26 protein-coding genes and 1 tRNA gene are annotated in these 23,471 nt (G+C 75.3%); 14 read left to right on the top strand and 13 right to left on the bottom strand.

The features are described 5' to 3' along the window. Window position 1: 1 nt before the first annotated feature. On the bottom strand, window positions 2-820 hold the full coding sequence (locus tag WAB14_RS14630) for an SGNH/GDSL hydrolase family protein (protein WP_340270868.1): 819 nt from the start codon (window positions 818-820) through the stop codon (window positions 2-4). Between the two features lie 207 nt (window positions 821-1,027). On the opposite strand from WAB14_RS14630, the gene WAB14_RS14625 reads away from it, so the two are divergent. Together WAB14_RS14625 and WAB14_RS14620 are read left to right on the top strand one after the other, a co-directional pair. Beyond that, window positions 1,028-1,273 (top strand): hypothetical protein, encoded by a 246-nt coding sequence (locus WAB14_RS14625; protein ID WP_340270867.1) that lies wholly within the window; start codon window positions 1,028-1,030, stop codon window positions 1,271-1,273. An 87-nt stretch (window positions 1,274-1,360) separates the two neighbouring features. Beyond that, on the top strand, window positions 1,361-1,960 hold the full coding sequence (locus WAB14_RS14620; RefSeq protein ID WP_340270865.1) for a hypothetical protein: 600 nt from the start codon (window positions 1,361-1,363) through the stop codon (window positions 1,958-1,960). On the opposite strand, the gene WAB14_RS14615 is transcribed toward WAB14_RS14620, so the two are convergent. Continuing rightward, window positions 1,950-2,603, bottom strand: a complete 654-nt coding sequence (locus WAB14_RS14615) for a TetR/AcrR family transcriptional regulator (RefSeq protein WP_340270864.1) — start codon at window positions 2,601-2,603, stop codon at window positions 1,950-1,952. The genes WAB14_RS14620 and WAB14_RS14615 overlap by 11 nt on opposite strands. 120 nt (window positions 2,604-2,723) lie before the next feature. Here WAB14_RS14615 and WAB14_RS14610 point away from each other — a divergent pair, with 120 nt between their 5' ends. After that, a complete protein-coding gene (locus WAB14_RS14610; protein ID WP_340270863.1) occupies window positions 2,724-3,809 on the top strand; it encodes a hypothetical protein in 1,086 nt (361 codons plus the stop codon). On the opposite strand, the gene WAB14_RS14605 is transcribed toward WAB14_RS14610, so the two are convergent. The 4 genes from WAB14_RS14605 to WAB14_RS14590 form a co-directional block, all read right to left on the bottom strand. Continuing rightward, window positions 3,793-4,515 (bottom strand): hypothetical protein, encoded by a 723-nt coding sequence (locus WAB14_RS14605; RefSeq protein ID WP_340270861.1) that lies wholly within the window; start codon window positions 4,513-4,515, stop codon window positions 3,793-3,795. The two genes, WAB14_RS14610 and WAB14_RS14605, sit on opposite strands and share 17 nt — an antisense overlap. Before the next feature lie 175 nt (window positions 4,516-4,690). Further along, complete coding sequence (locus tag WAB14_RS14600) at window positions 4,691-5,497, bottom strand: alpha/beta hydrolase (protein ID WP_340270860.1); 807 nt, start codon at window positions 5,495-5,497, stop codon at window positions 4,691-4,693. A 24-nt stretch (window positions 5,498-5,521) separates the two neighbouring features. After that, window positions 5,522-6,346 (bottom strand): alpha/beta fold hydrolase, encoded by an 825-nt coding sequence (locus tag WAB14_RS14595; RefSeq protein WP_340270859.1) that lies wholly within the window; start codon window positions 6,344-6,346, stop codon window positions 5,522-5,524. An 87-nt stretch (window positions 6,347-6,433) separates the two neighbouring features. Then, the gene (locus tag WAB14_RS14590; protein WP_340270858.1) at window positions 6,434-9,163 is read right to left on the bottom strand and encodes a helix-turn-helix transcriptional regulator; all 2,730 of its coding nucleotides are present in this window, start codon (window positions 9,161-9,163) and stop codon (window positions 6,434-6,436) included. Between the two features lie 603 nt (window positions 9,164-9,766). Here WAB14_RS14590 and WAB14_RS14585 point away from each other — a divergent pair. From WAB14_RS14585 to WAB14_RS14550, 8 genes are all read left to right on the top strand, one after another. After that, window positions 9,767-9,839: transfer RNA gene (locus WAB14_RS14585), tRNA-Thr, on the top strand. 21 nt (window positions 9,840-9,860) lie between these two features. Continuing rightward, the gene (locus tag WAB14_RS14580) at window positions 9,861-10,196 is read left to right on the top strand and encodes a putative quinol monooxygenase (RefSeq protein ID WP_340270856.1); all 336 of its coding nucleotides are present in this window, start codon (window positions 9,861-9,863) and stop codon (window positions 10,194-10,196) included. Window positions 10,197-10,389: 193 nt separating this feature from the next. After that, complete coding sequence (locus tag WAB14_RS14575) at window positions 10,390-10,989, top strand: DinB family protein (protein ID WP_340270855.1); 600 nt, start codon at window positions 10,390-10,392, stop codon at window positions 10,987-10,989. 40 nt (window positions 10,990-11,029) lie between these two features. Beyond that, window positions 11,030-11,407, top strand: a complete 378-nt coding sequence (locus tag WAB14_RS14570) for a cupin domain-containing protein (protein ID WP_340270854.1) — start codon at window positions 11,030-11,032, stop codon at window positions 11,405-11,407. Between the two features lie 54 nt (window positions 11,408-11,461). After that, the gene (locus WAB14_RS14565) at window positions 11,462-12,493 is read left to right on the top strand and encodes an ATP-binding protein (RefSeq protein ID WP_340270852.1); all 1,032 of its coding nucleotides are present in this window, start codon (window positions 11,462-11,464) and stop codon (window positions 12,491-12,493) included. Window positions 12,494-12,562: 69 nt separating this feature from the next. Next, a complete protein-coding gene (locus WAB14_RS14560) occupies window positions 12,563-13,600 on the top strand; it encodes a GGDEF domain-containing protein (protein WP_340270851.1) in 1,038 nt (345 codons plus the stop codon). Between the two features lie 52 nt (window positions 13,601-13,652). Then, window positions 13,653-14,657, top strand: coding sequence for a TIGR03885 family FMN-dependent LLM class oxidoreductase (locus WAB14_RS14555; RefSeq protein ID WP_340270850.1), 1,005 nt, complete (start codon window positions 13,653-13,655; stop codon window positions 14,655-14,657). Further along, window positions 14,654-16,342 (top strand): alpha-amylase family protein, encoded by a 1,689-nt coding sequence (locus tag WAB14_RS14550; protein ID WP_340270849.1) that lies wholly within the window; start codon window positions 14,654-14,656, stop codon window positions 16,340-16,342. Before WAB14_RS14555 ends, WAB14_RS14550 begins: the two co-directional genes overlap by 4 nt. Window positions 16,343-16,387: 45 nt before the next feature. Here WAB14_RS14550 and WAB14_RS14545 read toward each other — a convergent pair whose 3' ends face one another. Further along, complete coding sequence (locus tag WAB14_RS14545) at window positions 16,388-16,756, bottom strand: hypothetical protein (protein ID WP_340270847.1); 369 nt, start codon at window positions 16,754-16,756, stop codon at window positions 16,388-16,390. Between the two features lie 173 nt (window positions 16,757-16,929). On the opposite strand from WAB14_RS14545, the gene WAB14_RS14540 reads away from it, so the two are divergent. Next, window positions 16,930-17,949 carry a 1-aminocyclopropane-1-carboxylate deaminase gene (locus tag WAB14_RS14540; RefSeq protein WP_340270845.1) on the top strand — a complete coding sequence of 340 codons (1,020 nt, stop codon included), beginning with the start codon at window positions 16,930-16,932 and terminating at the stop codon, window positions 17,947-17,949. Here the strand turns inward: WAB14_RS14540 and WAB14_RS14535 are convergent. Genes WAB14_RS14535 through WAB14_RS14520 form a run of 4 tightly spaced genes read right to left on the bottom strand, consistent with a single transcriptional unit; the run spans window position 17,928 to window position 20,515 of the window. Then, entirely contained in the window at window positions 17,928-19,022 is a 1,095-nt protein-coding gene (locus WAB14_RS14535) for a hypothetical protein (RefSeq protein ID WP_340270843.1), read from the bottom strand. The two genes, WAB14_RS14540 and WAB14_RS14535, sit on opposite strands and share 22 nt — an antisense overlap. Before the next feature lie 37 nt (window positions 19,023-19,059). Continuing rightward, entirely contained in the window at window positions 19,060-19,515 is a 456-nt protein-coding gene (locus tag WAB14_RS14530) for a GNAT family N-acetyltransferase (RefSeq protein ID WP_340270841.1), read from the bottom strand. Then, window positions 19,512-20,264 (bottom strand): arsenite methyltransferase, encoded by a 753-nt coding sequence (gene arsM, locus WAB14_RS14525; RefSeq protein WP_340270840.1) that lies wholly within the window; start codon window positions 20,262-20,264, stop codon window positions 19,512-19,514. Before arsM ends, WAB14_RS14530 begins: the two co-directional genes overlap by 4 nt. Further along, entirely contained in the window at window positions 20,261-20,515 is a 255-nt protein-coding gene (locus tag WAB14_RS14520) for a hypothetical protein (protein WP_340270839.1), read from the bottom strand. The genes arsM and WAB14_RS14520 overlap by 4 nt, the downstream gene beginning before the upstream one ends. A 91-nt stretch (window positions 20,516-20,606) precedes the next feature. Between WAB14_RS14520 and WAB14_RS14515 the strand changes: the two genes are divergently transcribed. Continuing rightward, window positions 20,607-20,963, top strand: a complete 357-nt coding sequence (locus WAB14_RS14515) for a metalloregulator ArsR/SmtB family transcription factor (RefSeq protein ID WP_340270838.1) — start codon at window positions 20,607-20,609, stop codon at window positions 20,961-20,963. Window positions 20,964-21,036: 73 nt separating this feature from the next. Here the strand turns inward: WAB14_RS14515 and WAB14_RS14510 are convergent, their stop codons facing one another. Further along, window positions 21,037-21,927 (bottom strand): DNA-3-methyladenine glycosylase 2, encoded by an 891-nt coding sequence (locus WAB14_RS14510; RefSeq protein WP_340270837.1) that lies wholly within the window; start codon window positions 21,925-21,927, stop codon window positions 21,037-21,039. Further along, window positions 21,924-22,637, bottom strand: a complete 714-nt coding sequence (locus tag WAB14_RS14505) for a hypothetical protein (protein WP_340270836.1) — start codon at window positions 22,635-22,637, stop codon at window positions 21,924-21,926. The genes WAB14_RS14510 and WAB14_RS14505 overlap by 4 nt, the downstream gene beginning before the upstream one ends. Between WAB14_RS14505 and WAB14_RS14500 the strand changes: the two genes are divergently transcribed. After that, window positions 22,621-23,451 carry a transglutaminase-like domain-containing protein gene (locus tag WAB14_RS14500; protein ID WP_340270835.1) on the top strand — a complete coding sequence of 277 codons (831 nt, stop codon included), beginning with the start codon at window positions 22,621-22,623 and terminating at the stop codon, window positions 23,449-23,451. The genes WAB14_RS14505 and WAB14_RS14500 overlap by 17 nt on opposite strands. Window positions 23,452-23,471: the final 20 nt, after the last annotated feature.

Raw genomic sequence — 23,471 nt, 5'->3', positions numbered from 1 at the left:
TCTACGTCGGGACGTCGACGGGGCGGGGGCTCGGGTCCTTGGGATCGCGGTCGTCGCCGCTCGACACCCCCCGGAGGCGCCGCCCCACCCACGGGGCGAGGTGCTCTCGCGCCCAGCGGACGTCGGAGGCGAGCTGCGCGTGCCGGGGCACCGCGGCCGCGACCGGCAGCGGCTCGCGCCACCAGCCGCTCGCCCCGCCGAGGAGGTCCTCGTCGGTGACGCCGAGCGCCTCGAGCACCATCGCGGCCACGCGGGTGTGACCCTCCGGGGCGAGGTGGAGCCGGTCGACGTGCCACACGCGGCGGTCGGTGAGCGCGGGCACCCGGCCCATGTCGACGAGTGTCGCGCCGTGGCGGGCGGCGACCTCGCGGACGACGTCGTTGAACCGCGCGAACCGGTCCGCAAGGTGGTCCGCGAGCCGCCCCGGGTGCCCGGCGCGGCCGATCGCGGTGAAGAGGACCACGCGCTCGCCCGCCGCCTGCGCCGCGTCGGCGACCGCGGCGTCGTACCGCGCCGCCAGGTCCGCGAGCCCGGTCCCGCGCCGCAGGACGTCGTTCGGTCCGGCGTGGAACGTCAGGACGTCGGGCTCGAACCGCATCGCGGCGGGCAGCTGCTCGGCCACGACCTGGTCGAGCAGCTTGCCGCGGACGGCGAGGTTGGCGTACTCCACGCCGCGGCCGCTCCGGCGCCGCTCGTGAACGGCGAGGGCGACGGCGACCCGGTCCGCCCAGCCCGTGTGGTGCCCGTCGGGGCGCAGAACGTCGGACATGCCCTCGGTGAAGGAGTCGCCGGTGCACACGAGCCGCAGGACGTCAGGCACGGGCCCACGCTAACCGCGCACCGGCCCTCCGACGTCGGCAGGTTTGGCTCGCGAGCGACGGGGCATGTACCTGAGGCTGCCCGGTGCTCACCGGGTCGTACCGGGTCGTACGAGGAGGTGCGCGGGGTGGGACACAGAGCGCGTCGGGGGCTGGCCGGGGTGAGGGTGCTGACTGCCACGGGTCGACGGGTGGGCCGGGTGCGTGGCGTGGTGCCGGCCGAGGGCGGCGACGGCGAGACGTGGCTCGTCGTGTCGACGGGCCTCCTGGGCCTCCACGAGACCGTGGTCCCGCTCAGCCTGTGCCGCGTGGGCCGGGGCGGGCTGCGGCTGCCGTGCGAGCGCGACGGTCTCGCGTCGGTGCCACGCGGACGGAACGAGGCGTGGCTGTCGGCGGCGACGGCGTCGTCGCTGCACGTGCATTACCACTGCGACCCGCCCGCGCGGGCCGCCTGAGGCCGGAGTCCGTGCCAGCACGGTTGTGACGAGGGCGGGCGGCGCGACAGGCTCGGGCGTCCCGGTCCCGACCCCCAGGAGCCCCCGATGCCCGTCATCCTCCGTCCCGCCGCCGGTGCGGCTGCCGCCGCCCTCCTGCTCGCCGGCGTCGCGCCGGCCGCGTCCGCCCGACCCGCATCACCTCGGGTGCCCGTCGAACCGATCGAGATCTCCTTCACAGAAGTGGCGGAGGACTTCTGCGGCGGCGGCTTCGACGTCCTCGTGGAGGGTGCGGGAGCCGGCCGTCTCGTCGTGGTTCAGCGTGGCGACGGGTTCGGCTACGTCGGCGAGCGATCGAAGACGGTCGTGACCTTCACGACGCTCGACGCGGCCGGCCAGCCCATCCCGGGGCGGACCGCGCGCGAGGTCAACACCCTGGTGTTCCAGGACCTGTCGATCACGCGCAACGAGGACGGCAGCCTCACGGTCGACGTGCTCGGCACCGGCAACAGCGTCTGGTACGGCTCGGACGGCAAGGCCGTCGGCCGCAACCCGGGACAGGTGCGGTTCTCGGTCCGGATTGACGACGGCGGCACTCCGCTGGACCTCTCCGACGACGTGTTCCTCGAGTTCCTCGGCCAGTACTTCGGTTCGACGGGCGTCAACGACGACTTCTGCGAGGTGCTGCTGCCCGAGCTCACTCCCTGACGTCCTCCCGTGGGAGCGGGACGTCCCCGGTGAGGTAGCGCTGCACGTTCGGGCCGACCGCGGCCACGAGATCCTGGGCACCCGCGGACGCGAGGGGCTCGATGCGCAGGACGTAGCGCGTCATGACGAGCCCCACCATCTGCGACGCCACGAGCGCCACCCGGGTCGCGGCCTCGCGCCCGTCGTGGTCGAGCGCGCCGACGAGGCGCCGGAGGACGCGGGCGAGCAGGAACTCCCGGAGCAGCAGGACCATCCGGTCGCCGCCGACCGAGGAGCGGAGGAGGGCGAGCGCGGCCGGTCCCGACGGCCCGTCCCACAGTCGCAGGAGCGCGCGCACGAGATTCGCACCCATGTCCTCACGAGGACCGGTGACGACGTCGGCGAGAACCTCCTCCGGATCGGCGGGGGCGCCGACGACCTCGAGGAAGAGCTTCTCCTTCGTGGCGAAGTAGTGGTGGACCAGCGCGGCGTCGACCCCGGCACGTGCGGCGATCGTGCGCACCGACGTGCCGTCGTAGCCGCCGGCGGCGAAGCAGTCCCGCGCGGCCGCGAGCACCGCGTCCCGTGTCGGCGGGTTGCCGGGGCGACGACCGGTGGCCGGTCGTCGTGCCGTCGGTGCGGACGTCGTGCGTCGTGGAGCCACGGGCCCACCGTAACTCATGAGCCGTTGACTTCATCAGGTGATGAGTTCTACCGTTCACGGGTCCTCATCGACCGATGAGTTCGTTCGGCAGCGATGCCGGTCTCCGGAAGGGAGACGTCCATGTCCTCTCGAACCGACCAGCCTTCCGCCCCGACGGCGGCCACGCCCCGAGCCGCGTCGGCAGACGCCTCGTCCCGGACCGGCCCCCCGACGGCGGCCGTCGTCACCGGGCTGGCCCTCGTGCTGGCCGTCGTCGTCGCGGTCCTCTTCGTGGCGCTCGGGCTGCCCGCGGCGAAGTCCGCCCCCCGCGACGTACCGGTCGGGGTGGCCGGGCCGCCTCCCGCGGTCGCCGCGCTGCAGGAGCAGCTGGGCGGGCAGGACGCCTTCGCCGTCAGCGCCTTCGACGACGGGGCCGCCCTCCGCGACGCCGTCCTCGACCGCGAGGTCTACGGCGGTGTGGCGCTCGGTCCCGACGGGGCGCAGGTGCTCGTCGCGTCGGCTGCGAGCCCGGCGATCGCCCAGGCGCTGTCGGGCCTGGCGCCCACCCTCGAACAGGCCCTCGGGCAGTCGGTGGCCGTCGAGGACGTCGTCCCGCTCCCGGACGACGACCCGCGCGGCGCGGGCCTGGCCGCCGCCGGCCTCCCGCTCACCCTGGCCGGCATCCTGCCCGCGGTCGTGGCGGGGCTGCGCTTCCGTCGCCGCCCGTGGGTGGCCGCGCTCACCGCGACGCTCGCCGCCGCTGCGATCGGCGCGACGGTGGCGGTGCTGCTGTGGAGCCCGTTCGGTTCCGTGGACGACCGGCTCGTGGCCGTGGGCGCGGCGATCGCCCTCGGGTCCCTCGCGATCAGCCTCCCCCTCATCGGCCTCGAGTCGCTGTTCGGGCGCGCGGGTCTCGCGGCCGGGGCCGTCACCGTCGTCCTGCTCGGCACCCCGCTGTCCGGTCTCGCCGCCGGCCCCGAGCTCCTCCCGTCCGGATGGGGTGCGCTGGGGCAGCTGCTACCGCCCGGGGCGTCGGCGACCGTCCTCCGCTCGGCGGCCTACTTCGACGGCGCCGGCTCCGGGCAGGCGGTCGCCGTGCTCCTGGCGTACGTGACCGTCGGGGTGCTGCTCGTCGCGTTGGCGTCGGCCCGGTCGGCCCGGTCGGCCCGGTCGGCCCGGGGCCGCTCCGCCGGGTCGCGCGGGACCTCGGTCACGGCGACGCCGTGACCGGGCGGACGCTGTCCGCGACGAGCACGAGCCTGCCCTCGACGTCGGCGTACAGCTCGTCGTCGAGGTCCGCTCCCAGCTCCTCCTCCAGCGTCGCGAGGTCGAGACGGCGGACGGTGCCCGCGACCTCCACGACGTCCCCCTCGGCGACCCGGGCCGTGTCCTCCTCGACCACCACGACCTCCCAGTCCACGCCGTCGACGCGGAAGACGGCGTCAGCGAGCACCTCGTCGACCTCGCCGACGACGCTGACGTCCTGCCCGGGAAGCGTCGTGATGGAGTCGGCGACGAGGACGTTCTCGCCGATCGAGTCCTCGTAGAGACCCTCGAAGTTCGCCGCGTACCGGGCCTCGAACTCCTCGGGGTCGTACCGGCGGACGGTGCCCGTCACCTGGAGGATGCGTTCCTCCTCGATGATCTCCTCCTCGACCACGTCCTCGTCCGACGATGCCAGGCCCGCCTCGGCGAGCGTCTGGTCGACGGTCATGACGAGCAGGGTCTCGTCGGCCTCGGCGCCGAGTCGCAGCGCGACCTCGGACACGAGGTCGGCGACGGTTCCCGTGACGGTGACGGTGTCCCCGGCCAGAGGATCCGTCGCGGGCTCCGACGCCCCGGGCCCGGCCGTGGGGTCCTCGTCGGCGACCTCCGTGAGGTCGACGCCGGACTCCGGGCCGGCGCTGTCGCCGCCGCATGCGGCGAGGGTCACGGTCGTGGTCAGCGCGAGAGCGGTCGCTGTCCTGCGCCACGCCCGCGACGGTGCGCGTCGCGTGCCGGTGGTCCCGCGTGCGTGCCGTCGCTCCATGTCGACACGTGTGCCCGCAGTGGCCTCGGCGATTCGCGCACGGGCTGATCGTGGGCGAATCGCCGAGGGCAGGGCCCGCTCAGGCCACGGCGTGGCGCAGCGCCCACTCCAGCGCGTGGTCGGCGACGGCCTCCCAGCCCGGCGCGCCGCACGTCCAGTGGTCGCGGCCGGGGAACTCGTACACCTCCGTCACGGCGGGGGACCGGTCGTAGTGCTTCGCGTTCGACCGGTTGACCGCCGGCGGCATGATGTGGTCCTTCTCGCCGGCGATGAACAGGAGCGGGGCGCGGTCGGCGCGGTAGTCGACCCACGTCTCCTGCGCCCCGGGCTTGAAGTTGGCGAACAGCCCGTACTCCCACACCCAGTGGCCGGGCGCCGCGATCGCGTAGCGGTCCCAGACCGCCCGCGACTCCTCGGCCGTCAGGGTGTTGGTAAAGGCGTAGTGGAACTCCTCGGGCGTGAACGCGACGGCGCGGTGGCGGTTGGCCGGGTTCCTCAGGGCCGGGAACAGCGAGCGCGCCTGGGACAGCGGGGTGACGCGGACCCCCTCGGTCGGGGCGGAGTCGATGGCGACTCCGGCCGCTCCGAGGCCCCGGGCGAGCAGGAGCTGCGTGAGGAGACCGCCGAAGGAGTGGCCCATGATCACCGGCGGTCGGTCGAGGGACTTGATGGTGTCGGCGAGGTGGTCGACCGTCTCCGGGACGGTCAGCCGTGCGATGACGTCCGGGTCGGCGCGCAGCGCCTCGACCTCCACCTCGAAGCCGGGGTAGGCGGGGGCGAGGACGGTGAGTCCCTCGGCGCGGTAGTGGGCGACCCAGTGCTCCCAGCTGCGGGGGGTCATCCACAGCCCGTGGACGAGGACGACGGTGTCGGGGGTGTCGGACATGGCGGTCTCCTCCGGGAGGGGTGGTCAGGCGTCGATGAAGGACAGGAGGTCGGCGTGGAGCCGGTCGCGGTCGGTGTCGGGCAGGGCGTGGCCGCTGCCCTCGTAGACGAGCAGGGTCGCGTCGGTGACGAGCTCGGCCGCGCGCCGGCCGCCGACGTCGATGGGGACGATCTGGTCGTCGTCGCCGTGGACGACCAGCGTGGGCACGTCGACGGCCGTCAGGTCGGCGCGGAAGTCCGTGGCGGAGAAGGCGGCGATGCACTCGTAGGCGGCCCTGTGCCCGCACGCCATGCCCTGCAGCCAGAAGGCGTCGCGGAACCCCTGGTCGACGTCACCGGTCCGGTTGTGCCCGAAGAACGGGCCGTCGGCGAGGTCGCGGTAGAGCTGGGAACGGTTGCGCGCCTCGCCGGCGCGCAGGGCGTCGAAGGTCTCCACCGGGAGGCCTCCGGGGTTGTCGTCGGTGCGGAGCATGAGCGGGGGGACGGCGCCGACGAGCACGAGCCGGGACACGCGCGCGGTACCGTGCCGACCGACGTAGCGCACGATCTCCCCGCCCCCGGTGGAGTGGCCGACGAGCGTGACGTCCCGCAGGTCGAGGGTGTCGAGGAGCGTCGCGAGGTCGTCGGCGTAGGTGTCCATCTCGTTGCCGTGCCAGGTCTGGCTCGATCGGCCGTGCCCGCGCCGGTCGTGCGCGACGGCCCGGTGGCCGTTGCGGGCGAGGAACAGGGCGGTGGCCTCCCACGCGTCGGCGTTCAGGGGCCAGCCGTGGCTCAGCACGACCGGCGAGCCGTCCGTCCCCCAGTCCTTGTAGAAGATCTCGGCGCCGTCGTCGACGGTGGTGTACGGCATCGGTGTCTCCTCGCGAGCGGGACCGTCGGTCGACGGACACACTCGTGCGGAGCCGGCGCGCGTGGACCACGCGACGTGCGTAGTCCGTCAGGCACGGCGGTCGGCGAGGAGGTCCGCGAGCTGTCGGCGGGAGGAGATGCCGAGGCGCTGGAAGACCTTCCGCAGGTGGTAGTCGACGGTGTTGCGGCTGATGAACAGCCGGTCGCCGATCTCCGCGTTCGTGCGCCCCGCGCCGGCGAGACGCGCAACGGCGAGCTCTCGGGCGCTGAGACCGGCGAGCGGGTCCTCGGACGTCGTCACGGGGGCCCCGCCGAGTGCCTCGAGCTCTGCCTGCGCCCGCGGCAGCAGGATGTCGGCGCCGGCCCCACGCAGGAGGTCGACGGCCGCCCCGAGCTCGTCGCGGGCCTCCCGCCGGCGCCGCGCCCGGCGCAGCCACTCGCCGTAGACCAGGTGCGCCCGACCGAGGTCCATGACGGCCGGCGTCGTCCGGAGCGCGCTGACGGCCTCCCGGAACGCCGACTCGGCGGCGTCGCCCTCCGTCACGAGCGCGAGCGAGCGCAGGGCGACCCCCCGGCACCACGCCGACCCGTTGGCGTCCGCGAGCCCTCGGAGGACCTCGGCGACGGCCTCGGCGTCCGCGGTGTGCCCGCTGCGTGACGCCGCCTCGACGAAGTCGGCGTAGCGCGTCGGCGTGGCCTGGAGGAACGGCGCCGCGACGAGGGGTGCGAGCCGCTCGTACGCGTCGCGGTAGCGGCCCTGCGCGATGTCGAGTGTCGCGGTCGCCCCGAGGGCGAGGGTCGTGACACCGCCGAAGCCGACCGCCTCGGCGCCGGCGGCGACGGCGAGCGCGGCCTCGCGGGCGCCCGACCACGCGAGGATGCCGCCGTCGACGACCTGCTCGGTGTCGTAGCCCATCGAGCGTCGGACCTCACGCAGCTGGTCGAGCCGCTCGTGCGCCCGCCGGACCGTGCCGCCGTGCGGCTCGGTCGACGCCATGAGCCAGAGGAGGGTGTCGAGGGCCTGCAGGGCGCCGGCGTCCCGCGCGGTCCTGGCGGCGCGGGTCAGCAGGACCGTCCTCGCCTCGACGTCCCACAGGAACGTCGCGAGGGCCACCGACGCGGATCCGAGGTGGACCAGCCGCTCGTCGGGCAGGTGGTGGAGGCTGTCGAGGGCTGCGCGCGCCACCGGGACGGCCTCGGCGTAGGGGCGGCGGACGAGTGCGCCGAGCCCCCGCAGCAACGCGGCCATCGGCCCGGGTGCGTCGCCCGCGGCCTCGAGCCGGCGGCCGAGCTCGTCGAGCGAGAAGCCCTCGGCGCAGTGCTCGGTCACGAGGCAGGCCTCGAAGGCGCGCAGGAGCGCGGTGTGCTCGAGCCCCCCGTCGGCTCCGTGGAGGAGGTCGGCCGCTCCACCGAGCCGCGCGGCGGCGTGGACGACCTCGGGGTCGGCGGCGAACAGCGAGAGGGCGGCGCCGACCAGGGCCGCGCGCCCGCGGGTCACCGGGTCGCTCCGGCCGCTCCCGCTCCTGGCGAGCAGGTCGGCGCTGACCCCGGCGGCGCCGACCTCGAGCGCCGCCTCGGCTGCCGCGACGTAGCGGCGGTCCCGGGCGGCGCCGTCGGTCGTCAGCTCCGCCGCGCGCGCGAGGACCGTCGCCCTCGACGAGAGGCCCCCGCGGCGGGCGGCGAGGTCGGCCGCGTGCTCCAGGCGGTCCGCGACGGCGTCGTCGTGGCCGGTCACGGCGTGCGAGGCGTGCCACGCCTCCACCTCGACGAGGGCGAGCCGGGCCGCGGCCCCTGCCAGGGCGGCGTGCACGCTCCGGCGCCGGTCCCCGGTCGTCCCGTTGTAGACGGCCGATCGCACCAGCGGGTGACGGAAGCGGACGACGTCGTCGACGGTCACCAGACCGCCGGCCTCGGCGTCGTCGACGGCACCCGGTGGGATGCCGAGCGCGTCAGCCGCCGCGGCGACGAGGACCGGCGAGCCGGCGGACTCCGCCGCGGCCACCAGGAGCCAGTCCTGCACGTGCCGCGGTTCGCCGCGCACCCGCGACAGGTAGTGCTCCTCCAGGTGCCGTCCGATGGGCAGCGGGGCGTCGTCGAGGCCGCGCCCCTCGAGCTGACGGTTCGACAGCTCGGTGGCGAGGTCGACGAGCGCGAGCGGGACGCCTCCGGTGGCACGGACCACCTGGACGGCGACGGCGGGGTCGAGCGGCTCGTCGAGGGCCAGCCCCAGCAGCCGGCGACCGCTGTCCGCGTCGAGGCCGGAGAGGGGGAGGGACGGGAGCCCCGCGAGACGGGCGGCGATGCCGTTCTCCTCCCGCGAGGCGATGAGGACGACGACGGGGTCGGCCCCGAGGCGGCGGCCCACGAACCCGAGCACGTCGGCGGACTCCGCGTCCAGGGCGTGCGCGTCGTCGACAGCGCACAGCACGGGTGCCCGGTCGGCTGCGGACGAGAGGAGGTCGAGGAGGGCGAGGGCGACGAGGAAGCGCTCGGGCGGTGGGCCCTCGAGGTCGCCTGCCATGATCCGGAGCACCGTGGCGTGGCGGTCGGCGAGGGACGTCATATACGGGTGCAACGGGATGACGAGCCGCTGGACCGCCGCGAAGGGGATGCTCGCCTCGGCCTCGTAGCCGGCGGTCCGCAGGACGCACGCGTCACCCGCGGCCGCGACGGCCGCGTCGAGGAGAGCCGTCTTCCCGATGCCGGCGTCCCCCACCACCCGCAGCGCACCACCGCGGCCGTTGCGTGCGGCGGTCAGCATGACCTGGATCCGTCGCAGCTCCTCGTCCCGGCCGACGAGCCGGGCGCTCCCGCGCATGGCTCACCGTAGGGCCGCGGCGACCCCGACGGCAGGGGTCGTCCCGGCGAGGCGCCCTGGACCGGTGTGTACGACCCTGCCCCTGCTCGACGAGACCGTCGGGCACGACACCCGGAGCGTCGCGTGAGGCCGGACGAGGCCGCCGCGTGGTCGCGGCTCGCGGCGAACGTGCACGGGTGCGGTGCACGGTGCACCCGCGGCGCGGGACCGAGCCGCTGCCCGTCGTGCACGCCGTGGGCGTCGACGGCCACGTGGGCGTGCCCATCGACACGGTGCGTGGACACCGGCTCGGCCGCGCGGACGACTGGGCGACGAGGTGGGCAGCCACGTCCTTCCAGGGGCGGCCACCGTCGTGGGCTCCCTCTCGTCCGAGCACTCCTCGGCCGCCTCCCGGGGTCCACGAGGTCACGTGAGGCCTCGCCCTCGGCCGCCGTCACCGGGGTCGGAAGCCGCGTCGTCGAGAGCGCGCGGCGCATCGCCGCGCTGATCCACGTCGAGGAGCCCCTCGGCGAACGGCTGCGGCACCGGGTGCGTCGTCACGTCGGCGCCATGCTGTCCGCGTGCGGGGACCTCTATCGTGGGCCCGACCGGGCTCCGGCTCGGGCTGGCGTGGCGCAACTGGTAGCGCACCCGACTTGTAATCGGGCGGTTGCGGGTTCGAGTCCCGCCGCCAGCTCGCGAACGGCAGGATCGACCCATGACCTTCGCCAACGTGGGGAGCCTCGGCGTCGTGGCAGGGAAGCGGGACGAGCTCGTCCGTCACCTGACCCGGCGCAGCGACGCACTGGCCGACGTCGGGTGCCTCGCCTACGAGGTCGGCGTGAACGACGAGCAGCCGGACACGGTCTTCGTCGTCGAGCTGTGGCGGGACCAGGCGGCGCACCGGGCCTCGTTGTCCCTGCCGGAGGTGCAGGAGGCGATCGCGGTCGCCCGTCCCCTGCTCACCGGAGACCTCGGTGGCGTCCAGTTCACCGTGGCCGGCTCACCGCTCCGTGACACGAGCCTCGTGGAGCGCCCGGAGTCGTCCCGGTAGCCGATCGGCGGGCGTTCACGCCGTCCACGGGCACCTGAGAGGTCACTCGCACGCACGACACGCCGGCGTGTCGTCGTACAGGTGACCTTTCGAGCCCGGCCACGCCCCGACGGGCGCCAAGGCCCTCGCGCCGTCGGTGGCCGGTCCTACGCTTCGCGCTGGGAGCGGCGCTGTTCCCAGGGAGGACACCGCCATGACAGGACCCGAGGACGACGACCCGAAGGACACGCTGCAGCGGTACCTGCAGGCAGGCCGCGAGGCGGTCCTGTGGAAGCTCGACGGCCTCGGCGAGTACGACGTCCGCCGCCCCCTCACGGCGACCGGCACCAACCTGCTCGGTCTCGTCAAGCACCTCGCGGGCGTCGAGGCCGGCTACTTCGGCCTCGTCTTCGGGCGACCGTTCCCCGACCCCCCCGCGTGGATGCTCCACGACGAGCCCGAGGCCGACATGTGGGCGACGGCGGAGGAGCCGCGGGAGGACCTCGTCGCGCTGTACCGGCGCGTGTGGGCGCACTCGGACTCGACGGTCGCCGCGCTCGACCTCGACGCCGCGGGCGACGTCCCGTGGTGGGGCGACCGCTCGGGCGTGACGCTGCACCTGGTCCTCGTCCACGTCGCGACCGAGACCCACCGCCACGCCGGGCACGCCGACGTCCTCCGCGAGGGCGTCGACGGGGCGGCGGGGCTGCGGCCGGGCAACGACAACCTCGGTACGTCGGGCGCCGACGCGCGCGCCGCCCACGTGTCCCGCGTCGAGGCGGCCGCTCGGCGCGCCGCCGGCCTCAGCGGCTGACGACCACGTCGCAGGACGCAGCCCGCATACGCTCGGACCCGTGGACCAGCCCCTCAACCTCGACGAGGCCTTCGAGCGGTTCGACGAGCACTGGGAACCGCGCGTCGTCTGCCGCGTCAACGACTACGACGTCCGCATCGCGAAGGTCGCCGGCGACCACGCGTGGCACGCCCACGACGACACGGACGAGTTCTTCCTCTGCCTCGCCGGACGCCTCACCATCGAGCTGCGCGACCGGACCGTCGTGCTCGACCCGGGGGACGTCTTCACGGTGCCGAGGGGCGCCGAGCACTTCCCCCGCGCCGCCGAGGGCACCCGGATCCTCATGCTCGAGCCTCGCGGCACCGCCACCACCGGCGACCGGCACGACGACATCGCCCACCTGCGGACCACCCACGGGCTCGACCTCGACCAGTGACGCCTGCCCGGCGGCTGGTCGCGCGACGCCCTCCGGCGGGTCCACACTGCGGGGGTGGACTGGTACCTGAGCGGGGGGGACGGCCGGGCGCTGCGTGAGCTGCGCCACGAGGTCGGCGCCTACCTCGCGCGCCACGCCGCGCCTGGCGCCGAGGTCGCCGACGCCGAGCTCGTCGTCGAGGAGCTCGTGTCCAACGCCGTCAAGCACGCCGGCGGTCCCGTCTGGGTGTCGCTGACGTGGCAGGAGCTGTCCCCGACCATCCGGGTGCTCGACCTCGGTCCCGGCTTCGACCCGGCCCTGCTCGGCGAGGTCCGGAGGGCGCCCCTCGACCGCGCCCCGGACACGGTCGCCGGTCCCGACTGGCTCGACGACCTCGACGAGGCCGAGCGCCTGCTCATGGGGGAGAGCGGCCGGGGCCTGTTCCTCGTCGCGACGCTCAGCGAGAGCCTCGAGGCGAGCGTCCGCGACCACGGCGGCATGGTCGTGAGCGCCGTGCTGCCGGTGAAGAAGCGCGACGTCCTCAGCCACGACCCGCCGCGGCGCAGCGTCGGGGCGCTGCCGCTCCCGGAGGACGCGAACCCGGACGGCTCCTTCGGCAAGGAGCCGTTCCTCCGCGCCCTCGTCGTGCAGCTGGCCCACGCCGTCGACTTCCAGCACGGCCCGGACGCCGCGGAGGCCGCCGTCGCGCAGGTCGGCGCCGACGTCGGCGGGCGCATGGAGGAGGCGTACCGGGCCGCGCAGCAGGTCGTCGGGCGGCTGACGCCCGAGCAGATCGCCGACTGCTACGTGCGCCTCAAGCACGCCATCGAGGGCGGCTTCACCGTCGTCGAGGTCGCGTCCGACAAGGTCGTCCTCGTCAACGACCGCTGCCCGTTCGGACGGGCGGTGCAGTCCGCGCCCGCGCTGTGCCGCATGACGTCGAGCGTCTTCGGGGGCATCGCCGCGCGCAACAGCCCCGAGGGGGCCGGCGTGCTGCTCGAGGAACGGATCGCCCTCGGCGACCCGGGGTGCCGGGTCGTCGTGTTCCTCGGGGAGCCCCCCGCAGGTGTCGCGCCGTACACGCACCGCTACCAGCACCCCGCCTGACGGCGCCCCGCGCGGGTGAGGTCCTACCCCGGCCTTGACCCGGGGGACCGACGTGCCGATAGGGCCGACGTGGGGCAGTCGCAGCGCGCGCCGCGGCGCAGGTGGTCGGGGTCGCTGCTCCGCCGTGCCTCCCGGACCGCGCGGGGAGCGGCTCTCAGCCTCTGCGTCATCGGTCTCGCCTCGGGGGTCCTCACGTTCCTGTCGACCGTCGTGCCCTCACCGGCGGGCCTCGACGTCACCGAGGTCCGCTGGGTCGCGGCCGCGACGCTCCTCACGTCCGGCGTGGTCGCGCTGCTGCCGTGGCGACGGGTCGACCTCCGTTGGACCCTCGCCCTCGTCCCGGTCGGTCTCGCGCTCATCGGCGTCCACAACTACGTCGCGGCCGCCGACGCCTACCGCTACGGCGCGTTCTTCCTCCTGCTCTTCGTGTGGATCGGCCTGTGGCACCCGCGTGGCACCGCGGCCCTCATGGCGCCGTTCGCGGCGGTCGCGTACGTCGTCCCGCTGCTCCTCGGTGACGCACCGGCGTACGCCGCGTGGACGGTCACCTACGCCCTCCCGCTCTACGTGGTGACCGGTGAGGTCATCGCGTGGCGTTCCGCCCGGCTCGACGACGCGCTGCGGCGCCTCGACGCACTCGCCCGCACCGACCCGCTCACCGGCCTCGCCAACCGCACCGTGCTCGAGCGGGCCGCCGCCGGGACCAGCCGCAGCGGCGGGGCGCTGCTCTACCTCGACGTCGACGACTTCAAGGTGGTCAACGACACGCACGGGCACGCCCGCGGCGACGAGGTGCTCCTCGCCGTCGCCGACGCGCTGCGCGCGAGCGTCCGCGAGGGCGACGTGCCGCTGCGGATCGCGGGGGACGAGTTCGCCGTCCTCCTGCCGGGACCCCTCGACGCGGTGACCGCGCAGCAGGTCGCCGAGCGGATCGGCCGGCGCCTGTCGACCATCGAGGTCGCGGGGCTGACGGTCACGACGAGCATGGGGGTGGCGTGGTGCTGCGGCGACGGCGGTGTCGAGGGGCTCCTCGCCCGCGCCGACGGCGCGATGTACGCCGCGAAGGAGGCCGGCGGCGGTCGGCTCGTCGTCGCCGCGTCGGGCTGAGGGCGGACGGCGCGTCGTTTCGTCGCGACGCGCGGGGGGTACCGGATCGTCGATGGTCGCGATCGGGTTCCACGCCTCCCACGAACAGGTCCACCCCACCGCCCTCCTCGACGCCGTGCAGCTGGCGGAGCAGGCGGGCTTCACCTTCGGCATGTCGTCGGACCACTTCTCGCCGTGGAGCGTCCGGCAGGGCCACTCGGGCTTCGCGTGGTCGTGGCTCGGCGCAGCGCTCGCCACGACGTCGCTGCCCTTCGGCGTCGTCAACGCCCCCGGCCAGCGCTACCACCCGGCCGTCGTGGCACAGGCGATGGCGACGCTGTCGGCGATGTTCCCGCAGCGGCTGTGGGTCGCGCTCGGGACCGGTGAGAACTCCAACGAGCACATCACCGGACAGGAGTGGCCGCGCAAGGAGCTGCGCACCCGGCGTCTCGGCGAGTGCGTCGACGTCATCCGCCGGCTCCTCGCCGGGGAGACCGTGAGCCACGACGGGCTCGTCAGCGTCGACCGGGCCGTCCTGTGGACCCGGCCCGACGTGCCGCCCGCGCTCGTCGGGGCCGCCGTCAGCGAGGCGACGGCCGCGTGGACCGGCACGTGGGCCGACGGCTTCGTCACGGTCAACCAGGAACCGGAGGTCCTGCGCCGCCTCGTCGCCGCATACCGGGACGCGGGCGGGGTGGGGACCCTCCGGCTGCAGGTGCACGTGTCGTGGGCCCCCACGGAGGACGAGGCGCTCCGGCTCGCGCACGAGCAGTGGCGCACCAACGTCTTCCCGCCCCCCGTCTGCTGGGACCTCGAGACCCCCGAGCACTTCGACGCCGTCGCCGAGCACGTCACCCCCGACGCCGTCCGCGGGACCGTCCTCGTGTCCTCCGACCCCCAGCAGCACGCGGCGTGGCTCCACGAGCTCGCGGGGCTCGGCTTCGACGAGATCGCCGTCCACCACGTCGGGCAGGAGCAGCGCGGTTTCGTCGACACCTACGGCGAGCGGGTCCTGCCGCAGCTCGACGTCACCCCGCCCGCCCCCGTGGCGCCGCAGCGGACGGTGGTCGCCCCATGAGCAGCACGGCCGCCCAGGCGGACTTCTGGTGGAAGAACGCCGTCGTCTACTGCTGCGACGTCGAGACCTTCTACGACAGCGACGGGGACGGGTGCGGCGACATCGTCGGGCTGGTCCGCAAGCTCGACCACCTCGCCGACCTCGGCGTCACCTGCCTGTGGCTCATGCCCTTCTACCCGACCGCCGACCGCGACGACGGGTACGACATCACCGACTGGTACGGCGTCGACGACCGCCTCGGCAGCCTCGGCGACGTCCCGCCGCTCGTGCGGATGGCCCGCGAGCGCGGGATGCGGGTCATCGTCGACCTCGTCGTCAACCACACCTCCGCCGACCACCCGTGGTTCCGCTCGGCCCTGCGGGGCACGGACTCCCCGCACCGCGACTACTACGTGTGGCGCTCGGACCCCCCGCCCGACACCTCCGACGAGGTCGTGTTCCCCGACCAGGAGGACGGCATCTGGACGAAGGACGAGGCGAGCGGCGAGTGGTACCTCCACCGCTTCTACCGCCACCAGCCCGACCTCAACGTCGGCAACGAGGCCGTCCGCGACGAGATCACGAAGGTCATGGGGTTCTGGCTCGAGCTCGGTGTGTCGGGGTTCCGGGTCGACGCCGTCCCGTTCCTCGTCAACCCCGACACCACCGACGGGCACGGGCACGCGCCGGACCCCCACGACTTCCTCCGGTACCTGCGCGAGTTCCTGTCCCGGCGGCACGGCGGGGCGATCATGCTCGGGGAGGTCAACCTGCCCCGCGACGAGCAGTGCCACTACTTCGGCGGGCACGACGGCGACGAGCTCGACATGCAGTTCGACTTCGTCGGCATGCAGCACACGTACCTCGCGCTCGCCCGGCACGACGCGCGCGTCCTCGCCGACTCGCTGCGGGCCCGGCCCGGCATCGCGGCGCGCTCCCAGTGGGCGACGTTCCTGCGCAACCACGACGAGCTGACCCTCGACAAGCTGAGCGACGCCGAGCGGCAGGAGGTCTTCGACGCCTTCGGCCCGGAGCCGGAGATGCAGCTGTACGGGCGCGGGCTGCGCCGGCGGCTACCGCCCATGCTCGGGGAGGACCCCGCCGGCGACCAGCGCCGGCTGCGCATGGCGTACAGCCTCCTCTTCAGCCTGCCCGGCACGCCCGTCCTCTTCTACGGTGAGGAGATCGGGATGGGGGAGAACCTGGACGTCGAGGGGCGCCAGGCGGTGCGCACCCCCATGCAGTGGAGCAGCAAGGTCAACGGCGGTTTCTCCCGGGCCGAGCCGGACCGGTTGCCGAACCCCGTGACGACCGGCGCCTACGGGCCGGAGCACGTCAACGTCGCCGACCAGGTCGACGACCCGGACTCCTTCCTCGCCTTCGTCTCCCACCTCGCCCGGCGCTACCGGCAGTCCCCGGAGCTCGGCTGGGGCGACATCGAGGTGCTCGACACCGGGCACGACCACGTGCTCGCGCACGTCATGCGGTGGGAGGAGAAGGTCATGCTCGCGCTCCACGCCTTCGACGACGTGCCGGTGACCGTCGAGGTGTCCTTCGCCGACGACGAGCACGACGGCTACCTCACCGACCTCCTCGACGGCAGCCACGTGCCCATCGGTGACGACGGACGCGTCGAGGTGCCGCTCGCCGGCTACGGCTACCGCTGGCTCCGGCTGCGGACACCCGCGGACGACCGGCTCGCCTAGGGGCGAGCCGGTCGCCACCGGGTGACCGGCGCCGTCGGCCGGCGGTCAGAAGCCGAAGATCTCGAGGAACGTCGCGCAGTTCGTCCACGGCAGCCCGAACGCCGGGGCGGTGGGGACGACGAGGTGGCCACCGCCTGCCTCGAGCGCCTCGCCGGCCGTCCCGAAGTGCACGTGCTCGTGCTGCGAGCCGAGGGGCAGCTGCCGGTTCGCCGCGAGGTCGATGCACCGGCGGTAGTCGAGCAGCACCGGCTCCTCACCGGAGAAGTCGACCTCGGCGTCGAGGACGAGCAGGTGGGCGTGCGGGGGGATGGGCGGCGGCGGCTCGTGCGAGTCGGCCGCAGCGGGCGCGAGGGTCGCGGCAGCGAGCGCTCCGCCTGCGAGCAGCGTGGCGGCTCCGATCATGATCGGCTTCATGGGGTCACACTCTCCCGGCGCTCCGTCGCGCCGTGTCCGTGCAGCAGCAGGCCCCCGTCGGGCCCACGAGGTCAGCCGATGGTCGCCGCCCGGGGGACGGCGGTCTACCGAGGTAGCCTCACACCTCCCTCGCGGCGCCGGGCCCGCCGGCACGCTCGTCCCCGGAGGTGCTCGTGGCGCTCGCCGACTTCGCCCGCTACCCGTTGCTGTTCGGGCCCTCGCCCGTGCACCGCCTCGACCGGCTGACCGCGCACCTCGGCGGGGCTGAGCTGTGGGCGAAGCGCGAGGACTGCAACTCCGGCATCGCCTACGGCGGCAACAAGACCCGCAAGCTGGAGTACCTCGTCGCCGACGCACTGGCGACGGGCTGCGACACGCTCGTGTCGATCGGCGGGGTCCAGTCCAACCACACCCGGCAGGTCGCGGCCGTCGCCGCGCGCGCGGGCCTGAGGTGCGTGCTCGTCCAGGAGTCGTGGGTCGACTGGCCCGACAGCGTCTACGACAAGGTCGGCAACATCCTCCTCAGCCGGCTCGCCGGCGCCGACGTGCGGCTCGTGCGCGCCGGCTTCGGCATCGGGGTAAAGGAGAGCTGGGAGCAGGCCCTCGACGACGTCCGTGCCGCCGGCGGCACGCCGTACGCGATCCCGGCCGGCGCCTCCGACCACCGCCTCGGCGGCCTCGGGTTCGCCGGCTGGGCGGAGGAGGTCGCCGCGCAGGAGGCCGAGCTCGACGTGTTCTTCGACACCGTCGTCGTGTGCTCGGTGACGGGCAGCACGCAGGCGGGCATGGTCGCGGGCTTCGCCGCGCTCGAGGCCGCCGGTGCGCGACCGCGCCGAGTGCTCGGGATCGACGCGTCCGCGACACCGGCGGAGACGCACGCCCAGGTGCTGCGGATCGCGCAGGGCACCGCGGGCCTGCTCGGGCTCGACCGCGAGCTCGAGGCCGCGGACGTCGAGCTCGACGAGCGCTACCACGCCGGCACCTACGGCATCCCGGACGAGCAGACCCTCGACGCCATGCGCCTGGCCGCCCGCACGGAGGGCATGATCACGGACCCGGTGTACGAGGGGAAGTCGATGGCGGCCATGGTCGACCTCGTCGCCCGCGGCGAGATCGATCGCGGCTCGACGGTCCTCTACGCCCACCTCGGTGGGCAGCCGGCCCTCAACGGCTACAGCGCGCTGTTCTCGTAGTCCTCGACCCGGACGTCCTGCCGGGCGTACGTCGCGTCGCGGACGTCGTCGTCGTCCTCCAGCCCGGCGCCGAGCGCGCCGGCGACCGTCGACAGCGTCGTGGTGAACCACGCGAGCCTCAGCAGGTCGGGAAGGCCGACGTCGTGGCCGACGGCGTCCGCGACGACCCCGGGGACGAGGAGGGCGACGGCCGCGACGAGCGCGAGCGCGAGGAGCGCGAGGTGGAGGACCGTCACGCCCACGAGGACCGACAGGACGCTCGCGAGGTTGAACAGCGCGACCTGCCGGCGCGAGCGCTGCCCGCGGGCCCGCTCCCACAGCCCGGCCCCGACGACGAGGACGGTGCCGGTCACGAGCACGCTCGCGGCGCCGAGCAGCGCCAGCCGCAGGGGGCCGTAGGCGTCGGCGAGCACCCACACGTCCGGAGTGACGAGCGCGAGGACCCCGGCCGCGGCGGCCGCCGCGAGGGTGCGGGACAGCCGCAGCGCGAGGCGCCACGGCCGGTTCGCGCGGACGAGGCCGAGGAGGAGGCGGAGGTTGCCGCCGAGCACGTGCCCGGCGACGGCGGCCGACGAGCCGCGCCGGCCGCCCCCGTCCTCGTCGTCGCGCAGCTCCCGGGCGCGTGCGGCGACGTCGTCGGCGTCGCCCCCGCCCGGGCCGCCGCCGAGGAGCGCCACGACGAGGTCGGCGACCGCGTCCGTCCCCCGCCGCTCCACCCGGGACGCCCCCAGTGCCGGGACCGACAGGACGCCGACGCCGTGGACGGGGTGCGCGCGGGCGAGGACCGGGGCGCCACCTGCGTCCAGGCGGTCCCCGGTGAGGACGACGGCGAGGTCCCACCCGCGCTCGAGCAGGGCCCGCCGGCCGGTGTCGACGAGGTCGGGAGTGTGCCCCGGGCCGCCCCCTCGCTCGACGGCCCACGGGACGTCGGCGTCCACGCGCCGTGCCAGGGCCTCCGGCAGGGCGCGAGCCACGGCGTCGGCGAGGTCGTCGCGGACACCGTCGGTCGTCACCACCCCGACCCGGACGGCCTCGACCACGTCCCGCGAGGAGGGGCCGTCGGAGGTGCGCACCTCCCCGACCCTGGCAGAGCCGGGCGGCGCCGACACCTCAGGTGCGGCGCAGCATCGCCGTCGCGCTCGCCGGGCAGGCCGACACCAGCTCGACGGAGCCGGCGAGGGAGGGGGGCAGGTCGCCGCGGGCGACCCGCGCGAACCCGAGCCGGTCGAACCACGGGGCGGCGGTCTCCGTGAGCAGCGCGACGGGGGCCGTCGGGTCGACGTGCGCGAGCGTGGCGGCGACGAGCCGTCGTCCGAGGCCCGTCCCGCGATGCGCGGGCTCGACCACGACGGAGCGGAGGAGGAACGCGGTGGTCTCGCCCGCACCGTGCCGCTCCAGCGCGGCGACCGCGGCGAGGGTGCCGTCGGGTCGGACCGCGACGACGGTGACCCACACGTCGTCGAGCCCGGCGAGCGGCAGGCCCGCCGCCGCGACGAGGTCGCGGACGGCCGGCGCGTCCGCCGCGGCGGCGAGGCGGAGCGTGACGTCCTCGGTCGTGGTCGTCACGGCTTCCTCGCCCGGACGATCGCGCCGTGGAGGCCGTCGGCGACCTCGTGGGTGAAGGTGACGGACGCATCCACGAGGCCGACGGCCTCGAGACCCGTGAGGTACTCCGCGACCGACAGGGCGCCGGCGATGCACGAGCAGTGGTCGCCGCGCTCGGCGCGGTCGGCTGCTGCGAGCCGGTCCTCGGCGACGACGTCGCTGATGCCGACGCGCCCGCCGGGTCGCAGCACGCGAGCGACCTCCGCGAGGACGGCGGCCTTGTCCGGGGAGAGGTTGACGACGCAGTTGCTGATCACGACGTCGACGCTCGCGTCGGGCAGCGGCACGGCCTCGATGGTGCCGTGGAGCAGGTCGACGTTGTCCAGGCCCGCGTCCGCCACGGCGGTGCGCGCCCGCTCGAGCATCTCCTCCGTCATGTCGAGCCCGACGGCGCGACCGGTCGGGCCGACCCGGCGCGCCGACAGGATGAGGTCGGTGCCGGCTCCCGAGCCGAGGTCGAGCACGGTCTCCCCCTCGTGGAGGTCGGCGACCGCGGTCGGGTTGCCGCACCCGAGGCTCGCGACGAGCGCCGAGCCGGGGACGTCGGCGACGTCGGCCGCGGCGTAGAGCCCCGGCCCGAACACGACGGCATCCGCGCCGGCGCCGTCCGCTCCGCAGCAGCCGGACCGCTCGTCGCCGGCGGTGAGGGCGGCGCTCGCGTAGCGCCGCCGGACCTGCTCGCGGACCTCGTCGTGGGCGGTGGTGCTCATGCGCAGCACACCTGGGCGCCACCGGCGGTGCCGGCTGCGCCGCCGGCCGCGCTGCCGGCCGGAACCACGCTCCGCAGCGAGCGGACCCGACCGGCGAGCGCGGCCAGCCCGGCGCGGGTGCCGAGGGCGACGGCGCCCACGTGCCGGGTGCGCGGGCGGGCGGGCAGCTGCCGGGCGAGCGCCGCCTCGCGGGCCTCCCGCTGCAGGTCGGCGGTACGGGCCCGGACGAGGAACAGGTCGAGCGGCTCCATGACGACTCCTTCCGTTAGACAGATGTCGAAGACAGGGGAACTCTCGCCACCTCTTCGACATATGTCAAGTACCTGTGCGACCATCCTCTCCATGGCCCGAACGGCACCCGTCCTCGAGGACACGTCCCCGGTCTGCTGCGCGCCGCTGTGCGAGACGGGGCCGTTGGACGAGGGCGAGGCCGTCGCGGTCGCCGCGCGCCTCAAGGCCCTGGGCGACCCGGTCCGTCTGCAGCTCGTCGCGATGCTCCTCGCGGCGGAGGGCCGCGAGGCGTGCACGTGCGACCTCGCGCCCGGCGTCGGTCTCAGCGAGCCGACCGTGAGCCACCACCTCAAGCAGCTGCTCCAGGCCGGCCTCGTCACGAAGGAACGGCGCGGCACGAACGTCTACTACCGCCCCGAGCCGGAGGCCCTGCGCGCCGTCGGCCGCGTGCTCGCCGTCGACTGCTGACGACGCGTCCCTGATCCCGCGCCACGATCCCTGCGGCACAGGGGTTGTAGCGCCGGAACGGCCCGATCGCGCGCTATGGCCCCTGCGCCACAGCGCTTGTAGCGGCGGGGCTGACGCCCTGGAGGGCGGGCACAGACGCCGTCCACACGTGCATGGCCGCGTAGGCGCGCCACGGGCGCCACGGTTCTGCGCGTCGCAGCGCCTCGGCCGCGCTCGCCACCCCGAGCGCCCGGCGCAGCACGAGGTCCCCGGCGAGGAACGCGTCCGGGTCCCGGCCGGCGCGCATCCGCACGTACGCCACCGTCCACGGGCCGATGCCGGGGACGCGGAGGAGCGCGTCGGGGTCCGTCACGACGAGGCCGTCGACCACCGCCGAGGCGAGCGCGACGACGGTGCGCGCGCGGGCGCCGGTCACCCCGGTCGCGGCCCGCACCCGGTCGGCCCCGGCTGCTGCGAGGTCCGCCGGGGTCGGGAACAGCACGTGACCTTCGGGGCCGGGCGCACCGAACGCGGCGACGAGCCGCCCGGCGAACGTCCGGGCGGCCGCGAGCGAGACCTGCTGCCCGAGGACCGCGAGCACGGCCGTCTCGAACGGGTCCACGCCGCCCGGCACCCGCAGCCCCGGGCGCGCCGCGACGAACGGGCGGAGGAGCGGGTCGCGGGCCAGCGCGGCGTCGACGGCCGCGCCGTCGGTGTCGAGGCCCAGCCACCGGCGCAGCGTGGGGAGGAGCGATTCCATGGGCGCGTCGCCGGCGACGGCGACGGCGACGGCGTCGTCGGCGAGGCGCGTGAGGTCCACACGCACGGCGACCGCTCCGCGGCCCGTGGCGACCAGCCGCGTGTGCCGTCCCGCCTCGTGCCGCTCCAGCCCGGGAACGGCGTGCGCCGCGAGGAACCCGCGCAGGGCGTCGAGCGCGAGGGGCCCACCGACGGGCAGCCGGAGCGGCTCGGCGGAGGACGTCACCCGCTGCGGTCCTCGATCTCCCACGCGTGGTCGAGCACGTGCCACGCCCCGCGCCGCACGAGGTAGCGCACCGACCAGCCCTTCGCCGTCGTACCGGCCTCCGGCATCCCCCGGAGGCCGCCGAGGAGGAGCGCCCGCTGCTCCGGCCACGGGGTCCGCGGCGGCACCCGCACCCCCACCGCGCGACCGTAGGAGCGCTCGGCCTCGCGGACGTGGTCGACCACGGCGTCACGGTCCCGCCCGCCGCCGCGAGGGCCCTTCCGGAGCTCCGCGGGCGCGGCCGCGACGACCGCGTCGAACGCGGGCCAGCACCGCGCGAACGCCTCGAGCAGCCGCGCCCGTTCGGCGGCGGGCAAGGGCTCGGCGTCGATGGCGCCCCGCGCCTCGGGAGCGCCGAAGTCGGTGGTGGCCCCGCCGGTCAGCACCTCGACGACCTCGACACGGTCGCCCGCGCCCACCGGCAGGGTGGGCACCACGGCGCGGTAGCGCTCCTCGTATGCCGTCAGCGCCTCGAGAGCGGCCGTGTCGTCGCCCTTCGCGCGCCGGCACCAGCCGGGCCAGTCGACCGCGGTGGCGAACACCCATCGGCGACCGCGCTCCAGCACCACCCGTGTCGGCCCGCCTCCTGCCACGCCCCGCAGCCTGCCGCGCACCACCGACAGCCGCAGGTCCCCGGGCTGCGAGAATCGGACGGTGAAGCGCACCGTCACCGCGACCCTGTCCGCCGAGATCGCCTCCCCGGCCGACGTCGAGCTGCAGGTCGCGGTCGCCAGGATCCCCGGTCTGACCGTCGACGAGCACCTCGCGGTGAGCCTCGACGGGGTCCGGCTCGACCCCGTCGAGCTCGTCGACCGGGCCGCGACCGGGAGCCGCGTCCACACGGTGACGTGCGGCCCGGGTCGCCTGGAGGTCGCGTACGACGCCCGCGTCAGCGGCGTCGCGGAGCCCGTGCCCGTCGAACCGCTCGACGCCAGCGCCTTCCGGCGCCCGAGCCGCTACGCCGACTCCGACCGCCTCGCGGCCCTCGCCGTCGCCGAGCTCGGCCCCGGGGTGCGGGAGGGCGCCGACGGGGTGGAGCCGGCCGAGGTCCGCGACCGCGTCCGGGCGTTCGTCGCCGGGCGCCTGCAGTACGTGTCGGGGTCGAGCCGCGGCACCGACTCCGCCGTCGACTCCCTCCTCGCGGGTGCCGGCGTGTGCCGGGACTACGCCCACACGGTCGTCGCGCTCCTGCGGGCGCTCGACGTGCCCGCCCGGCTCGTCTCCGTGTACGCGCCCGGCCTCGCGCCCATGGACTTCCACGCCGTCGTCGAGGTCCTCGTCGCGGGTCGGTGGACCGTCGTCGACGCGACGGGGCTGGCCCCCCGCGCCGCGATGCTCCGCATCGCGACCGGCCGGGACGCCGCCGACACGGCCTTCCTCACGTCGTACGGCGGCGAGCTCGCGCTCACGGCCATGACGGTCACGGCCGTCGTCGACGGCGACCTGCCGGTCGAGGACCCGCGGACCGAGCTCGCGCTGGCGTGAACCGGTAGCGACCTGCGGGC

The organism is Aquipuribacter nitratireducens (genome assembly GCF_037860835.1).
GTDB lineage: Bacteria > Actinomycetota > Actinomycetes > Actinomycetales > JBBAYJ01 > Aquipuribacter > Aquipuribacter nitratireducens.
The sequence above is the reverse complement of the archived record's forward strand: the minus strand, read 5'-3'. Positions and strand labels throughout refer to the sequence as shown.

Excerpts from the sequence above, each read along its gene's own strand:
- WAB14_RS14575 (WP_340270855.1), top strand. The coding sequence starts at position 10,390 with ATGACAGGACCCGAGGACGACGACCCGAAGGACACGCTGCAGCGGTAC.
- WAB14_RS14520 (WP_340270839.1), bottom strand. The coding sequence starts at position 20,515 with ATGGAGCCGCTCGACCTGTTCCTCGTCCGGGCCCGTACCGCCGACCTG.
- WAB14_RS14555 (WP_340270850.1), top strand. The coding sequence starts at position 13,653 with ATGGTCGCGATCGGGTTCCACGCCTCCCACGAACAGGTCCACCCCACC.
- WAB14_RS14595 (WP_340270859.1), bottom strand. The coding sequence starts at position 6,346 with ATGCCGTACACCACCGTCGACGACGGCGCCGAGATCTTCTACAAGGAC.
- WAB14_RS14620 (WP_340270865.1), top strand. The coding sequence starts at position 1,361 with ATGCCCGTCATCCTCCGTCCCGCCGCCGGTGCGGCTGCCGCCGCCCTC.
- WAB14_RS14590 (WP_340270858.1), bottom strand. The coding sequence starts at position 9,163 with ATGCGCGGGAGCGCCCGGCTCGTCGGCCGGGACGAGGAGCTGCGACGG.
- WAB14_RS14580 (WP_340270856.1), top strand. The coding sequence starts at position 9,861 with ATGACCTTCGCCAACGTGGGGAGCCTCGGCGTCGTGGCAGGGAAGCGG.
- arsM (WP_340270840.1), bottom strand. The coding sequence starts at position 20,264 with ATGAGCACCACCGCCCACGACGAGGTCCGCGAGCAGGTCCGGCGGCGC.
- WAB14_RS14515 (WP_340270838.1), top strand. The coding sequence starts at position 20,607 with ATGGCCCGAACGGCACCCGTCCTCGAGGACACGTCCCCGGTCTGCTGC.
- WAB14_RS14550 (WP_340270849.1), top strand. The coding sequence starts at position 14,654 with ATGAGCAGCACGGCCGCCCAGGCGGACTTCTGGTGGAAGAACGCCGTC.
- WAB14_RS14545 (WP_340270847.1), bottom strand. The coding sequence starts at position 16,756 with ATGAAGCCGATCATGATCGGAGCCGCCACGCTGCTCGCAGGCGGAGCG.
- WAB14_RS14600 (WP_340270860.1), bottom strand. The coding sequence starts at position 5,497 with ATGTCCGACACCCCCGACACCGTCGTCCTCGTCCACGGGCTGTGGATG.
- WAB14_RS14610 (WP_340270863.1), top strand. The coding sequence starts at position 2,724 with ATGTCCTCTCGAACCGACCAGCCTTCCGCCCCGACGGCGGCCACGCCC.